Annotated in this window: 13 protein-coding genes; 8 read left to right on the forward strand and 5 right to left on the reverse strand. The window is 58.9% G+C overall.

The window, feature by feature from the left end; genetic code table 11:
• Nucleotides 1–92 precede the first annotated feature (92 nt).
• Nucleotides 93–365 carry a DUF1652 domain-containing protein gene (locus tag ACW9JC_RS22705; protein WP_047538622.1) on the reverse strand — a complete coding sequence of 91 codons (273 nt, stop codon included), beginning with the start codon at nucleotides 363–365 and terminating at the stop codon, nucleotides 93–95.
• Nucleotides 366–627: 262 nt separating this feature from the next.
• Here ACW9JC_RS22705 and ACW9JC_RS22710 point away from each other — a divergent pair, with 262 nt between their 5' ends.
• The 4 genes from ACW9JC_RS22710 (at nucleotide 628) to ACW9JC_RS22725 (ending at nucleotide 4,431) form a co-directional block, all read left to right on the forward strand.
• A complete protein-coding gene (locus ACW9JC_RS22710) occupies nucleotides 628–1,443 on the forward strand; it encodes a helix-turn-helix domain-containing protein (RefSeq protein WP_457457737.1) in 816 nt (271 codons plus the stop codon).
• Nucleotides 1,444–1,494: 51 nt separating this feature from the next.
• Nucleotides 1,495–2,901, forward strand: coding sequence for an NAD(P)/FAD-dependent oxidoreductase (locus ACW9JC_RS22715; protein ID WP_457457739.1), 1,407 nt, complete (start codon nucleotides 1,495–1,497; stop codon nucleotides 2,899–2,901).
• A 30-nt stretch (nucleotides 2,902–2,931) separates the two neighbouring features.
• Nucleotides 2,932–3,273: a cupin domain-containing protein gene (locus ACW9JC_RS22720; RefSeq protein WP_457457741.1), complete on the forward strand. Its 342-nt coding sequence runs from the start codon at nucleotides 2,932–2,934 to the stop codon at nucleotides 3,271–3,273.
• 72 nt (nucleotides 3,274–3,345) lie between these two features.
• A complete protein-coding gene (locus ACW9JC_RS22725; protein WP_457457743.1) occupies nucleotides 3,346–4,431 on the forward strand; it encodes a polyamine ABC transporter substrate-binding protein in 1,086 nt (361 codons plus the stop codon).
• Between the two features lie 66 nt (nucleotides 4,432–4,497).
• Here the strand turns inward: ACW9JC_RS22725 and ACW9JC_RS22730 are convergent, their stop codons facing one another.
• Nucleotides 4,498–4,722, reverse strand: a complete 225-nt coding sequence (locus ACW9JC_RS22730) for a YgdI/YgdR family lipoprotein (RefSeq protein WP_059407112.1) — start codon at nucleotides 4,720–4,722, stop codon at nucleotides 4,498–4,500.
• Between the two features lie 193 nt (nucleotides 4,723–4,915).
• On the opposite strand from ACW9JC_RS22730, the gene ACW9JC_RS22735 reads away from it, so the two are divergent.
• The 4 genes from ACW9JC_RS22735 to ACW9JC_RS22750 all read left to right on the forward strand — a co-directional run bounded on the left by ACW9JC_RS22735 (nucleotide 4,916) and on the right by ACW9JC_RS22750 (nucleotide 11,912).
• Nucleotides 4,916–6,583: a VRR-NUC domain-containing protein gene (locus tag ACW9JC_RS22735; protein ID WP_457457745.1), complete on the forward strand. Its 1,668-nt coding sequence runs from the start codon at nucleotides 4,916–4,918 to the stop codon at nucleotides 6,581–6,583.
• Nucleotides 6,580–8,859, forward strand: coding sequence for an ATP-dependent DNA helicase (locus ACW9JC_RS22740; RefSeq protein ID WP_457457747.1), 2,280 nt, complete (start codon nucleotides 6,580–6,582; stop codon nucleotides 8,857–8,859). The genes ACW9JC_RS22735 and ACW9JC_RS22740 overlap by 4 nt, the downstream gene beginning before the upstream one ends.
• 125 nt (nucleotides 8,860–8,984) lie before the next feature.
• The gene (locus tag ACW9JC_RS22745; RefSeq protein ID WP_457457749.1) at nucleotides 8,985–9,893 is read left to right on the forward strand and encodes a zeta toxin family protein; all 909 of its coding nucleotides are present in this window, start codon (nucleotides 8,985–8,987) and stop codon (nucleotides 9,891–9,893) included.
• A 96-nt stretch (nucleotides 9,894–9,989) separates the two neighbouring features.
• Entirely contained in the window at nucleotides 9,990–11,912 is a 1,923-nt protein-coding gene (locus tag ACW9JC_RS22750) for a PAS domain S-box protein (RefSeq protein WP_457457751.1), read from the forward strand.
• Here the strand turns inward: ACW9JC_RS22750 and ACW9JC_RS22755 are convergent.
• From ACW9JC_RS22755 to ACW9JC_RS22765, 3 genes are all read right to left on the reverse strand, one after another.
• Nucleotides 11,890–13,254, reverse strand: coding sequence for a cation:proton antiporter (locus ACW9JC_RS22755; protein ID WP_457457753.1), 1,365 nt, complete (start codon nucleotides 13,252–13,254; stop codon nucleotides 11,890–11,892). The two genes, ACW9JC_RS22750 and ACW9JC_RS22755, sit on opposite strands and share 23 nt — an antisense overlap.
• A gap of 12 nt (nucleotides 13,255–13,266) precedes the next feature.
• Complete coding sequence (locus ACW9JC_RS22760; protein ID WP_448107846.1) at nucleotides 13,267–13,878, reverse strand: Yip1 family protein; 612 nt, start codon at nucleotides 13,876–13,878, stop codon at nucleotides 13,267–13,269.
• A gap of 86 nt (nucleotides 13,879–13,964) precedes the next feature.
• On the reverse strand, nucleotides 13,965–14,822 hold the full coding sequence (locus ACW9JC_RS22765) for a glucose 1-dehydrogenase (protein WP_457457756.1): 858 nt from the start codon (nucleotides 14,820–14,822) through the stop codon (nucleotides 13,965–13,967).
• Nucleotides 14,823–15,002: the final 180 nt, after the last annotated feature.

Here is a 15,002-nt window from a genome sequence, read left to right on the forward strand (position 1 = left end):
AAAACACCCTGCGAAAGCGTAGCCCTCGCAGGGTGTGGGGGTGACCATCTCATTAGCCCACATGACGTGGGCTTTTTGCGATCACTCGGCCTTCAGGCATAACTCCTGAGGGCTACGGGGGGAATGAATGTCTCCAGCTCATCCTCCACAGCTTCAATTATTCGTTCGACATCGGCGGCATTCATGACCGTCGCGCAGGGGATTCCGGCAATGGCGATCATGGTCTCGCCAGTGGCTCGGTCAAACAGTCGGGCAATCATGCTGCCCGGGGCATCCATGCTCGCCTCGAAACCCATGGGATGAAAATGCCAGCGCATCAGCTGGCAGGCATTTGGAAAAGTGACCTTACTGAACCCTTTATTCATGTGTTGCCCGCCTTCTTCATCGAGCGCTTCCTTTAGCTCACGTTAGGAGGGAAGAACCTTCAATGGCTCAACCAGTGACAGACTTTAAAAGTAGCACCTGGATGTGAAAAAAATGTGGAATTTTCAGGCCGTTTGGCGATTGCTTCGCATTTTTTATTCGCACCGTCACGCGCAAACGTTTTCGGCAAAAAGCCGATACAGGTTTAGTCGTTGAAGCAGCCGCAGAAGTTGGGCAAGCTTCGTTTTTTTCGTCGAGACCTTTATGCACGCCGAGGATGATGGCCCACAGCAAACCCAGGCCACGGGCGAGACGGTCATGCGCTACCACTTGCGCTGGAAACACCGGGATCTGGACGGCGTCATGGCGCTGTATCACCCCGAGATTCAGTACAGCGATTTTTTCCAGAACCGGGTAATGGGCCTGGACGAATTGCGTGAATACGTGCGCAGCAGCATGCCCCGCGATCCGGACGAGGCTCTGGAGCATTCGGACCGCATTCGTCTGGATGGCAACACGGCGTTCATTCAGTACCGCATTACTCTGCGCGGCGGTGAGGGTCTGGTGTCGTTCCGTGCCAGCGAGGCGATCACGGTCAAGGACGGGTTGATCTGGCGGGTCAATGAATACGCCTCACTGGTGCATGAACAACCTGCGAGCAAAGCCGCCAGCAATCAGCGTCCGGCCGTCAGCCGCCTCGGCCTGTCTCCGCGCCAACTGAGCTTCATGGCCGACGATCTGCAGCAGTACTTTCAGCGCCAGCAACCCTATCTTGACCCTGAACTCGACCTGCAACGGGTGGCGAAGGAGTGCGGATATAGCCGCAACCAGATTTCCTATCTGCTCAATCAGGTGCTCGGCCAGAGCTTCTATCGCTACGTCAACCAGGCTCGCCTGCAACATCTGCTCGACGCGCTGGATAAAGCCACGCCGCCGTTACGCATCGATGAGCTGGCGTTCGCTGCCGGGTTCAATTCGCTGTCGGCGTTCTATAGCTGTTTCCGCCAGCACACTGGCCTGTCGCCCAAGGCCTACGCCAAACAAATTTCTTTGCGTGCACGCGCGCAAGACACCGTCTAAGCCCACGCACTAGGATCAACGCCATCGAAGTTTTGAGTGGCGGAGTCTTGCATGCCGGCGTGGCGCACTATCAGTTTGTGGATGGACCAACTCGACGAGCCGCTCCTGGCGCGTCCGACGCTGGAACAGGATCTGGATATCGACGTAGCGATCATCGGCGCCGGTTACACCGGGCTGTGGACCGCGTATTACCTCAAGCGTCAGGCGCCCGAGCTGAACATCGCCATCATCGAGGCGCAAACCGCCGGATTTGGCGCCTCGGGGCGTAATGGTGGCTGGTTGATGGGCAATCTGCTGGGCGAAGATCGCCTGCTTGCAGATTCATCCCCCGAGCAGCGCCGCGCCTCTTACGACGTGCTGCACAAGATCCCCGATGAAGTGGAAATTATCCTCGAACGTGAAGGCATCGACTGTGATTATCGCAAGGGTGGGGCGCTGTACTGCGCCGCCCGGTATCCCGAACAGGAAACCAGCCTTCGCCAGTATCTGGACAAGCTCTACAAACAAGGCCTCAACGAAAGCGATTACCGCTGGCTGAGCCCGGAACAGCTGGCGCAGCAAATTCGCGTTGCCAAACCGTATGGCGGCATTTATGCCCCGCACGTGGCGACTATTCACCCGGCGAAACTGGTACGCGGACTGGCGCGTACAGTGGAGCGCATGGGGGTGCGAATTTATGAGAACAGCCCGGTGACTCAATGGCAGTCGGGCAGTCTGCGCACAGCCAAAGCCTCGGTACGCAGCCATTGGGTAGTGCCGGCGGTGGAAGGTTACTCGGTGACGTTGCCGCCATTGGGCCGCTATCAGTTGCCGGTACAAAGCCTGATCGTCGCCACCGAGCCGCTGTCCGCCGCCACTTGGGACGAGATCGGCCTGAGTCGCGGCCAAGCCTTCAGCGAAAGCAGTCGCCAGGTCACGTACGGCCAGCGCACCGCCGACAATCGATTGATCTTCGGCGCCCGAGGCGGATACCAGTTTGCCGGCAGGTTGCGCCATGACTTCGACCTGACCAGCAGCGAAATCGAGCTGCGCCGCTATCTGTTCGGCGAACTGTTCCCGCAACTCAAGAACGTGCAGATCACCCACGGCTGGGGCGGCAACCTCGGCATGTCCCGGCGCTTTAAACCGCACATGCTTTGCGATCGGGCCAGCGGGATTGCCCTGTCCGGCGGTTATGGCGGGGAGGGTGTGGGCGCCAGCAATCTGGGCGGGCGAACCTTGGCCGACTTGATCCTGCAACGCGACACCGAGCTGGTCCGTCAACCGTGGGTCATTCCGCAGAGCGGCCTCAATGCGCTCAGAGCCTGGGAACCCGAACCCTGCCGCTGGCTCGGCTACAACGCGATCATCCGCAGCTTCGTCCACGAAGACCAGACCCTGGCCAACCCGGCCACCGCGCCCTGGCGGCGCAAGCTCGCCAGTGGGGTCGCGGGGTTCATGGAAGGTTTCATGCACTAAACAACGACGTTTTTTTCGACAGGTATTCCCATGAGCATCACGCAATTCAAGAACACCGCAACCCTGAAGCTGGAAGAGTCCAATCCGGTCGCCGTGCCTTTGGGCGCGCCCGTGGCGGTGGCGTCGACCACCAGCGTCGAACGCGACGACGGCGTCGAAACCGGTGTGTGGGAATGCACGCCCGGCCGCTGGCGGCGGCAGATTGTCGCCCAGGAGTTCTGCCACTTCATCCAGGGTCGCTGCACGTTCACCCCGGACGACGGTGAAACCTTGCACATAGAAGCGGGTGACGCATTGATGTTGCCAGCCAATAGCCTCGGCATCTGGGATATCCAGGAAACCGTGCGCAAGACCTACGTTTTAATTTTCTGAAATCTCTAAAAAATTAATAGCTGATCCTTTGATTGCCTGCCAACAAAAACAAACCCATACAGGAATCGACTCATGATCCGAAAGACCCTGACCCTGGCGCCGCTGATGCTCGTCGCTTCAATCAGCCAGGCGGCTGAAACCGTCAAAATCTACAACTGGTCTGACTACATCGCACCGGACACCACCAAGAACTTCCAGAAAGAAACCGGCATCGGCTTTACTTACGACGTCTACGACAGCAACGAAACCCTCGATGGCAAGCTGATGACGGGCAAATCCGGTTACGACGTAGTGTTTCCGTCCAACCACTTCATGGCACGGCAGATCGAAGGCGGGGCGCTGAAAAAGCTCGACAAGAGCCAGTTGCCGAACTGGAAGAATCTCAATCCTGTATTGCTCAAGGCTTTGCAAACCAACGATCCGGGCAACGAGCACGGCTTCCCGTATCTGTGGGGCAGCACCGGCATCGGCTACAACATCGCCAAGGTCAAAGCGGTGCTTGGCGACAACGCCCCCGTGGATTCCTGGGACCTGATTTTCAAGCCGGAAAACATGCAGAAACTGCAGAAGTGCGGCGTGGCCATCCTCGACAACGGCCCCGAACTGCTGCCTGCCGCTCTGAATTACCTGGGCTTGCCGCACCACAGTAAAAACCCGGAAGACTACAAAAAGGCCGAAGCGCTGCTGCTGAAAGTTCGGCCGTACGTCAGCTATTTCCACTCGTCCAAGTACACCAGCGACCTGGCCAACGGCGACATCTGCGTGGCGGTCGGTTTCTCCGGCGACATCCTGCAAGCCGAGAACCGCGCCAAGGAAGCCAAGAACGGCATCGACATCGGCTATTCGATTCCCAAGGAAGGCGCAGCGATCTGGTTCGACATGGTCGCCATGCCGGTCGATGCCCCGGACGAAAAGGCGGGTTACGCCTTCATGAACTACCTGCTGCGCCCGGAAGTGATGGCCGGCATCAGCAACTACGTGCACTACGCCAATGGCAACGAACAGGCGGACAGCCTCATCGACCCGGCGATCAAGAACGACACCAAGGTCTACCCGAGCCCGGACATGATGGGCAAATTGTTCGCCCTGGAAGCGATGCCACTGAACATCGACCGGATTCGTACGCGGGTTTGGAACAAGATCCGGACCGGTAGTTAAGTCATCGCTCAAGTATTCGGGACAGGATGTCCCGATACCTCGCCGACGCAAAGCAGTAGCGGGTCCTCAGTCTTCCTGCCGAATCGTGCTCACTTCATCAGCCTTGACCTTCACCTTCGCCCCGGAAATATCCTCGAACTCAAAGAAGCCGTCCTTGGTCTTGGTTTTCGGCATGTCCTTGGTCAGATACTGGGTGCCGTTCTGCAGGGTCACCACTGTGGGCGTCGAGCAACCGGCCAGGGCCAGAAAGGCCGCTACCGCCAAAGGCAAACCCAAAGTCTTGATGTTCATAACCACCTCTCATCCTTCAAAAAATCGCCACGACTGTCGAGCACGACAGCGCCTCTAACGCGGTTGGTGCCACGGATCGGCAGAAAGTTCTACGTGCCGAAAAAATTTCCTGGCAGCGCTTCCGCCCATCCTTTTCCGATTGCGCCGGGCGGGGCTTGCTGGTATCTGTACGCATAACCAGTACTTGCTCGCCATGGCCCATTTTCCTGTGACTCCAAACCCGCTCGACGATCCGTTCTATTACCTGAACAACTTCATGCAAGTGCTTGATTGGCTTGGGCTTCGCTATGCCGATGTACTCAGCGTTGAAGAGCAACGGTTCATTGTCGACTTCAATGGATTGCCGCGCGAGTCCCGGGCGTTGCTGGTCCGGATGGTCATGCGCAAGGGGATTCATTTCCGGGCCAGCAAGCTGCACTACGCCGAAATCGGTGACATCGCCAACGCAGCCAAACCGCTCGTGGCCCTCGGTTGGGTCGATGAACAGCTGCCGTTGTCGGTCGAGACACTGTTCGAGGTATTGCTCAAGGCTGAAGTCGTCCAGTGCCTGGGGAGCGCCATCGACCAGCCCAAAGGCAAGAAGGCCGATTGGCTGCCAACTGTGTGCGAGCTGTTTCCCGAGACACGTAGCTTCGGAGACTGGTGTCCCTCGCTGGCGGATCGCCTGTTCAGTCTGACCATCATGGGCCTGTGCGATCGCCTGCGCTTGATGTTTTTCGGCAATCTTTACCAGGACTGGTCCGAATTCGTGTTGGCTGACCTTGGCATCTACACCTACGAGAAAGTCGAATTCTGCTCCGATTCCAGGGGTTTGCGCAGCCGTGAGGACGTGGACGCCTGCATGTTCCTCTATGAATGCCAGCAACACTTCGAGGCCGGTGAAGCGGTGGCTGACATTGTCGAGCGGATCCACAGTCTGACGCTGATCAATCCCTGGTTGCAGAGGCGTCGCGACAAACTGCTGTTCCAGATGGCCCAGCACTGCGAACGCATCGTTGATTTTTCCACAGCGCTGACGTTGTACCGCCAGTGCGCCTACCCCGGCGCACGCGCGCGAATGATCCGCGTGCTGGAGCGTTGCGGGGAGTACGAATTGGCCCTGGATCTGGCCACTGAGGCGCAACAGTCACCGCAAAGCGCCGCCGAACAGCAGCAATTGCTCCGCGTGTTGCCCCGGTTGCGCCGCAAGCTGGGCGGGCCAGCGATGAAACGTGCGACTCCGCGGGAAATGCTGCGCCTGGACCTGCAACTGCCCAGGACCGATCCGGTGATGTCGGTGGAGTACTACGTTCAGGAGCACTTGTCGGAAGAGTCGGCACCGGTGCATTACGTCGAAAACAGCCTGATCAATTCGCTGTTCGGCCTGCTGTGCTGGCCGGCGATTTTCGCGCCGCTGCCGGGGGCGTTTTTCCACCCGTTCCAGCGCGGTCCGGTCGACCTGCTCAATGAAGATTTCCATGTGCGTCGGGCTGACCTGTTCCAGACCTGCCTCGAGCAACTCGACGACGGGCGCTATCGGCAGACCATTCGCCAGCGCTATGCCGAGAAATGGGGCGTGCAGTCACCCTTTGTATTCTGGGGTGTACTCAGCGAGGAACTGCTGGAACAGGCCCTCGACTGCTTGCCGGCCGAGCACCTCAAACACTGGTTCAATCGCTTGTTGCTGGACATCCAGGCCAATCGCGCCGGCATGCCCGACCTGATCCAGTTCTGGCCGGAGCAAAAGACCTACCGCATGATCGAAGTCAAAGGGCCGGGGGATCGGCTTCAGGATAACCAGTTGCGCTGGCTGGAGTTCTGCCATGAGCACCGCATGCCGATTGCCGTGTGCTACGTGCAGTGGGCGGAGCAGGACGCTTGAGCTACAACATCGCCGTGCGGGCACTGTGTGAGTTCACCGCCAAGGTCGGCGACCTCGACCTGCGTTTCACCCCGTCACCGACTGCCCTGGAAGGCATTGTCGGCCATCGTACGGTCGCCTCGCGGCGCAGCGAAAGCTACCAGAGTGAAGTGGCCCTCGAAGGCCATTACCAAAGCCTGACCGTCAAGGGCAGGGCGGACGGCTACGATCCCGCGCAAAACTGCCTGGAAGAGGTCAAGACCTACCGGGGCGACTTGAGCAAGCAACCGGACAACCACCGACAATTGCACTGGGCCCAGGCGAAAATCTACGGCTGGTTGATGTGCCGCAAACTGGATCTTGAGCAGATCAATTTGGCGCTGGTGTATTTCGACATCGTCAGCGAAAAGGAAACCTGCCTGGTCGAGTCCTTCAGTGCCCCGCAACTGCAACTGTTCTTCGAGCAGCATTGCGCACGGTTCCTGCGCTGGGCCGAGCAGGAAATGGCTCATCGCGAAGGGCGCAACCGGGCGGCGCAACAATTGGCGTTTCCCCACGCCGGCTTTCGGCCAGGGCAGCGTCATCTGGCCGAATCGGTGTTCAAGGCCGTCAGTACCGGCCGGTGCCTGATGGCCCAGGCGCCGACCGGGATCGGCAAGACCGTTGGCACCCTGTTTCCGATGCTCAAGGCCCTGGCGCCACAGCAATTGGACAAGGTGTTCTTCCTCACGGCAAAGACCCCGGGGCGAAAACTGGCACTGGATGCCGCGCAGGTAATCCTTGATCGCGCCGATGCACCGCCCTTGCGGGTTCTGGAAATGATCGCCCGGGACAAGGCTTGCGAGCATCCCGACAAGGCCTGTCACGGCGAATCCTGCCCGTTGGCCCAAGGTTTCTATGATCGCTTGCCGGCAGCGCGCCAGGCTGCCAGTGAACAGAGCCAGCTCAATCAGAGTGCGTTGAGACAAATCGCGCTCGACCACAAGGTGTGCCCGTATTACCTGAGCCAGGAGATGGCCCGTTGGGCCGACGTGGTGGTTGCCGATTACAACTATTACTTCGACTTCAGCGCGCTGCTGTTCGGATTGGCACAGGCCAATAACTGGAGAGTCGCGGTACTGGTGGACGAAGCCCACAACCTGGTGGAGCGCGGTCGTCAGATGTACAGCGCCAACCTCGATCAAGCGACCCTCAATGCTGTCCGAAAAACCGCCCCCTACGCTTTGAAAAAGCCCCTGCAACGGGTCAATCGCGAATGGAACACCCTGCACAATCAGCAAATCGACGCCTATCAGGCTTATGACAAGGCCCCGGAAAAACTGCTCCAGGCGTTGTCATCGTGCAGCGCCAGTATCGGCGACTACCTGAACGATCACCCGCAAGGGCTGGACAGCGCACTGCAGGGCTTTTACTTCGACATGTTGCAGTTCAGTCGAGTGGCCGAGCTGTTCGACGAGAACTTTTTGTTCGATATCAGCAGGCGCGACCTAGAGCGCAAACCAAGTCTCTCGCAGCTGTGCCTGCGCAACGTGGTGCCCGCCGGCTTCATCGGGCCGCGCCTGACGGCAGCGCGCAGCACCGTGCTGTTTTCGGCAACGCTCAGCCCGCGCCACTATTACGCCGATCTGTTGGGGACGCCGGCAAACACCGTGTGCGTCGACGTCGAATCGCCGTTTTCCGCAGAGCAGTTGCAAGTGCACATCGTTGACCGTATCTCTACCCGTTTCGTCCATCGTCAGGCCTCCGTAGCACCGATTGTCGAGCTGATCGCCCACCAGTTCAGCCAGCGACCAGGTAACTATCTGGCGTTTTTCAGCAGCTTCGATTACTTGCAGCAAGTGGCTCAGGCACTGGCCGAACGGCACCCACAAATCAACCTGTGGTCGCAATCCCGGGGCATGGGAGAAGAGCAACGCCAGCAGTTTCTCGATCAATTCACCGAAAGCGGCGAGGGCATTGGCTTCGCGGTACTGGGTGGGGCGTTTGGCGAAGGCATCGACTTGCCCGGTGCACGATTGATTGGTGCGTTCATCGCGACCCTGGGGCTGGCACAACTCAACCCGGTCAACGAGCAGCTGAAACGGCGAATGGCCGCGATTTTCGGTTCCGGCTACGACTACACCTACCTGTTTCCCGGCGTACAGAAAGTGGTGCAGGCCGCAGGTCGGGTGATCCGTACGCAGCAAGACCAAGGGGTGGTGATGTTGATCGATGACCGCTTTGGCGAGAGCAAAGTCAGGCAATTGCTGCCGCGCTGGTGGTCGGTCGAGCCGACGTTTTCTCCCTCGGCGCCGTAGGATTATTTACCTTTAAAAACAGTGACATAACTTGATGCAAACGCACATTTGAACAATCGGCGAAAGCACACTTTATTGAAAGGGCTGGATACCACTGCCCAACTCTTTGATAAGGAAATCAAGACATGTCGCAAGCACCGAATTACACCTACACCGAAGCGGACGTGACCAACGCGTTCGATGACATCACGGCCACGTTGTTCACTGATAAAACCGCCGACGCCGTACCCAAACTGCTGATCACCGCAGGATTGCAAGGCTCAGGTAAAACCTACCTGCTGGAAAAAAGCCTGCTGCCGTCTGGGCGCTACGCCAATTATGTTCGACTGTACTTGCCCGAATACCGAGAAAAGCACCCGCAATACGCCGACATGATCAAACTGGGGGTACTGCACGCGTATACCCACACCGAGAACTTTGTCCGGGAGCTCGGCGCAAAAATCTTCACCGAGGTGTTCACACGCAAATACAACATCATCATGGAGTGTGCGTTCGACAGCATCGACTTTGCCAGTATCGGGACTTACGCCAAACCCGCCGGTTATCAACTGGAAGCCCATATCGTGGGCTGCAATCAAGCGTTCGCTCACCTGTCGAGCATCAAAAGGGCGTTGAAAAGCCTGGAACAAAAAGAACTGGAACGGTTTGTCAGCCACTCGGCACTGGAATCGAGCATGAGCAACGCCCAGGCGATCATTCTTGCGTTCGAAACGCTTGCCAAGGCCATCAGCGGCTCGCAGCTCTATTTATACGAGCGTGGCTTGGGGGTGTTGAAAGAACGAACCTTGCGCGGCCACAGCACCTACACCCAAGCAGGCAATGGCGATCTCACCATAACCTCTACCGGGGAGCCGTATTCGTACAGTGCCTACAGCGCCATCATCAACAACCACATCTACGCCATGGCGGAGCGTGACGAAATGGTCAAGGAATGCCATCTGGCGCTACTGAAAGCCGGAACTTACGGCAAACAGGTTCCCGACTTTGTCTTCAACGACCTGTACACCTACATCATCAAACACGTATATCGTTAACAGGCTCGATGTGATCAGCAAACTGCCGATATACCGGCTTTTCAAATCGGCAGTTTGTCGCATACTCCAGAAATACAATCATGACGCGAGAACTCAATGAGCGTGGATCGAACCAGGGCGGACGTGAATGATGAAACGCGCTTTCGTCTGCTGATCGATGCGGTGGTCGACTATGCGATCTACATGATTGATCCCACGGGCATCATCAGCAGCTGGAACGCTGGCGCCAGGCGTTTCAAGGGTTATGAAGAAGCCGAAATTCTCGGTCATCATTTCTCGCAGTTCTACACCGAAGACGATCGCCGTGCCGGTTTGCCCCAAAGGGCGCTGGACACGGCGATTCGCGAAGGACGTTTCGAAGGCGAGGGCTGGCGGGTGCGCAAGGACGGCACGCGCTTCTGGTGCCACGTGGTGATCGACCCAATACGCGACGCGTCGGGTACTTTGCTCGGTTTTGCCAAGATCACCCGCGATCTGACCGACCGTAAAATGGCCGAAGAAACACTCAAGCAAAGCGAACAGCAGTTTCGCCTGTTGGTGCAAAGCGTCACGGATTACGCAATCTACATGCTCGCTCCGGATGGACGCCTGACCAACTGGAATCCCGGGGCGCAGCGCATCAAGGGCTACCGGCCTGAAGAAGTCATCGGCCAGCATTTTTCCATGTTCTACACCCCGGAAGATCGTGCTGCCGGCGAACCGCAGCGCACGTTGGAGGTTGCGGTGCGCGACGGGCGTTTCGAGAACAAGGGCTGGCGTCTGCGCAAGGACGGCACGCGCTTTTTTGCCCATGTCGTGGTGGACCCGATCTGGGGCGAGACCGGTACATTGCTCGGCTTCGCCAAGATCACCCGGGATATCACCGAGGCGACCCAAGCGCAGCAGGCCCTTGAGCAAACCCGCGAGGCGCTGTTTCAGGCGCAGAAAATGCAGGCCATCGGGCAACTCAGCGGCGGGATTGCCCACGACTTCAACAATCTGCTGACCGTGATCCTCGGCAACCTGGAAATTGTCCGCAAACGCATGCCGGACGATCCAAGAATCGCCCGTTTGCTGGACAACGCCACCCAGGGCGCCTTGCGCGGTGTGTCCCTGACCCAACGCATGCTGGCGTTTGCCCGGCGTCAAGAGCTCAAGGCCGAATCCGTCGAGATTCCGGCTCTGGTGCAAGGCATTACCGGGCTATTGCGCAGCTCCCTTGGCCCGTCGGTGAAAATAGAAACCTGCTTTTTACCTGAGCCCGAACCGGTCCTGGCCGATGTCAATCAGCTGGAACTGGCGGTGCTCAACCTGGCCACCAACGCCCGCGATGCGATGCCCAATGGTGGAAAAATCGTTATCGGTACTCGCACGGAGGTCATTCTCGATCAGCCTCAATCATCCCTGGCACCGGGACGTTATGTCTGCTTGAGCGTGACCGATACCGGGGAGGGCATGGACGCCAAAACGCTGGCATCGGCGATGGACCCGTTTTTCACCACCAAAGGCGTCGGCAAGGGCACGGGGCTTGGGCTGTCGATGGTGCATGGTTTTATCGAACAAATGGGTGGGCGCTTCATACTCAAGAGCGAGAAAGAAAAAGGCACCACCGCCGAACTCTGGTTGCCCGTGGCCGGGGCAGATTCGGTGGCCGAATCTGCAGTCACCGAAGCAGAGACACCACAGGTTCCGCGATTGAATGTGCTCGTGGTCGATGACGATAGCCTGGTGTTGACCAGCACGTGCCTGCTGCTGGAGGACCTCGGGCATCATGTCAGCATCGCCGAGTCCGGCGCGCAGGCGTTACGGTTGATCGAAAGCGAGCAGCACTTCGATCTGGTCATCACCGATATGGCCATGCCGCAGATGAACGGCGCACAACTGGCCCAGGCCATTCGAATCTTGAAGCCAACGATCCCGATCGTCCTGGCCACCGGTTACGCCGAAAGGCTGGAGGGCTTCGCCGCCAGACTCCCGCGCTTGCCCAAGCCCTTTACTCAAAGCAATCTGGTGGAAATCATTGCCTTGGCAATGAAGTAAGTTCGCGACTGTGTCGTTCATAACGCGCCAGCATCGGTTGGGTGCTGATGCCGTGCAGCAGAATGCTCAGCGCCACCACCGACAGCGTGATGTCGGTGCACACGCTGGCCACCGCTGGCGGCATGTCATGATTCAAGGCGTAGAACAGATAGTAGAAACTCCCGATGCCGCGAATCCCGAACCAGCCAATCAACAGTCGCTGCGGGCCGCTCAGCAAACCGCCCCAAGGCACCAGGGCAACACTCAAGGGGCGAACCACGCAGAACAGCGCCAGGGAAATAGCCAGCGCGCGCCAGTCCCAGTGACCAACCAGCACCACCCCGAGCAGGGTCACCAGAAACACCTCCATGGCCCGCTCCACCAGACTGCCGAAGGACAGCATGTCGCCGATCATGATCCCGGCCGCGACCTGGGTGTCCTCCAGGTTCGCCACATCGCCGTGCACGGCGGCATCCGGTTCGACGTTCTGGTGACCGACCACCGGTTGCACCAGATGCTCAGCCGGTGTTTGCGAATCTCCCGCCGTTTTAACCTCCGCCCGGCGCAAGCCCAGACCGGCAGCAAATACCGACAAAAAGCCATAGCCATGAACTGATTCGGCGGCGACATACGCCAGCGCAATCAGGGCGAACGTCAGGTAGTCGTTGGGGGAAAGGGTGCTGTCGGCATTGCGGATGCGCATCGACAGGGTCAAACGGCCGATTCCGCGGCCCATGCAGTAACCGATCAGCAAACCGGCGGGCACGGCCCACAACAGGCGTTTGAGCGCCCAGTCATCAAGCCAGGCAAGGGACGACCCCGCGCTCTGTTGCAGAAACAACAAGCCGAGGATGACAAACGGGAATGCGATGCCGTCGTTTAGCCCGGCCTCGCCGGAGAGTCCGAAACGGACGGGGTCGTCATCCTTGGCATCATTGACCTGCACCAGCGACGCCAACACCGGATCGGTGGGCGCCAGAATCGCCCCGATCAGCAACGATGGCCCCCACGCCAACCCGAAGACAAAATGCAGTAACAGGCTGACGCCGATGATGGTCAGGAGCATCACCGGCCCCGCGAGCCCGTAGGCCACTCGCCACTTGCGGTCCTTGAGTGGCAACCGCAGCTTGAGCCCGCAAACGAACAGCGAAAACAGCACCGCGACTTCCGTCAGGTGTTCCATCCAAAAAGTCGCGTCGTTGATGTCCAGCCTGAGCCAACCCAATCCGGCCGGGCCGATGGCCACCCCCAGCGCCAGGCACACGGCGGAAGTGGTCACCGGCATCCAGCGCAGGTACGACGAGGTCAGTGCCAGTGTCAGCAGCACGGCTCCAAGCACCGCGACCCAGGCAATGAAGCTCATGGCTTCGGGTCATCAACCGACGGTGGCGCGAATGTACTCAGGCGTCAGCACGTTGAACCAGACCAGGATCATTTCCACCAGAATGGTGACCAGCACCAGCAACCCGACGCCCCAGACGCAGGCGGAGTTGAGCAGGCCTTGTTCCTTGCGTTCGTGCATGAATGTCGGCAAGCCCACGAACAGCAGAAACGTCGAGTAGGCCGAAGCGGCCATCAACACCAGGATGGCCAGCCAGCGACTCGGGTACAGACCGGCGATGCCTGCCAGGAAAAACGGCGTCACGGTGTAGGCGGCAAAGCCGATGCACTGATTGACCGTCGGCCGGGCGTCGAAAGTGCGCGACATCCAGCGGATGAACAGCCCCATCACGGCAACGCCGACCAGGATGCTCACGTACAGCAAGGCACACAGGTGCAGGGCGCTACGGGCGCTGAGCCGGACGGTTTCGTTTTCCGCCAGGCTCCAGCCGACGTAGGTGGTGCCGATGAACAGGCACACCGGCGGAATCAGGGCGAGCAGGATCAAATGGGCGAGGTAGTGGCGCGGATGGGCTTCCTCTTCCTTGCGGATATCCGTCCAGGCGAAGTTCGGTTGAGTGAACAGCTTGACGATAGGTGCGGACATGGCGACCTCCAGATATCGAAGGGCCCGCCATTACCGGGCCCATAAACTGTGGAGCGCCGCAGTTGCACCGGGGTTCCATTTTTACGTCAGAGAATCGGCTTGCCACCGGTCACGCCAAAACGCTGGCCGGTGATGTAGCTGCCTTCATCGGAAGCCAGCAGCACGTAAATCGGCGCCACTTCCACCGGTTGGCCAGGGCGGCCTAGCGGGGTATTGGCCCCAAAGTTCTGCACCGTTTCCTCGGGCATGGTCGAGACGATCAACGGCGTCCAGATCGGCCCCGGAGCCACGCTGTTTACGCGGATGTTCTTAGGCCCGAGCATTTGCGCCAGACCGGCGCTGAAGTTGGCGATTGCGCCCTTGGTGGTGGCGTAGGCGAGCAGGGTGGGATTGGGAAAGTCCGAGTTGACCGAACTGGTATTGATGATCGAACTGCCGGACGGCATGGGTTTCAGCGCAGCCTGACAAATCCTGAAAATGGCGGTGATGTTGACGTCGAAGGTCATCACCCATTCTTCATCGGGGATGTCTTCGAGCTTTTCGTGGGTCATCTGGAACGCGGCGTTGTTCACCAGAATATCGATACGGCCGAAACGCTCGACGGTTTTTTCCACCAGTGCCCGGCAATGCACCTTGTGCGCCAGGTCACCGGGCAGCAGCAGGCTTTGACGGCCGGCCTGTTCGACCCAGCGTGCGGTTTCTTCGGCATCTTCCTGTTCGTCGAGGTAGGCAACCGCTACATCGGCGCCTTCACGGGCGAAGGCGATGGCGACCGCGCGGCCAATCCCGCTGTCGCCACCGGTAATCAGGGCGATCTTGCCATTCAAACGACCCGAGCCCTTGTAGCTCTGCTCGCCGCAATCGGGATACGGGTCCATCTTGCGTTGCGAGCCGGGCACGGGTTGCTGTTGTTTGGGGAAGGGTGGTTTTGGGTAGTCGTTCATCATCCATCTCCGATATCAAGTCTGAAGAGTCAAAGGGTTGACCCTGGCGTTTTGGCTTGAGTTCGGTTGGATTTTCGATGCCTTGAGAACGCATCGGACCCTGTGGGAGCGAGCTTGCTCGCGATGGCGGCATATCGGTCAACACAACTGTCGACGCTTAGTCCGCTATCGCGAGCACGC

The organism is Pseudomonas sp. SDO5591_S426, assembly GCF_054070755.1.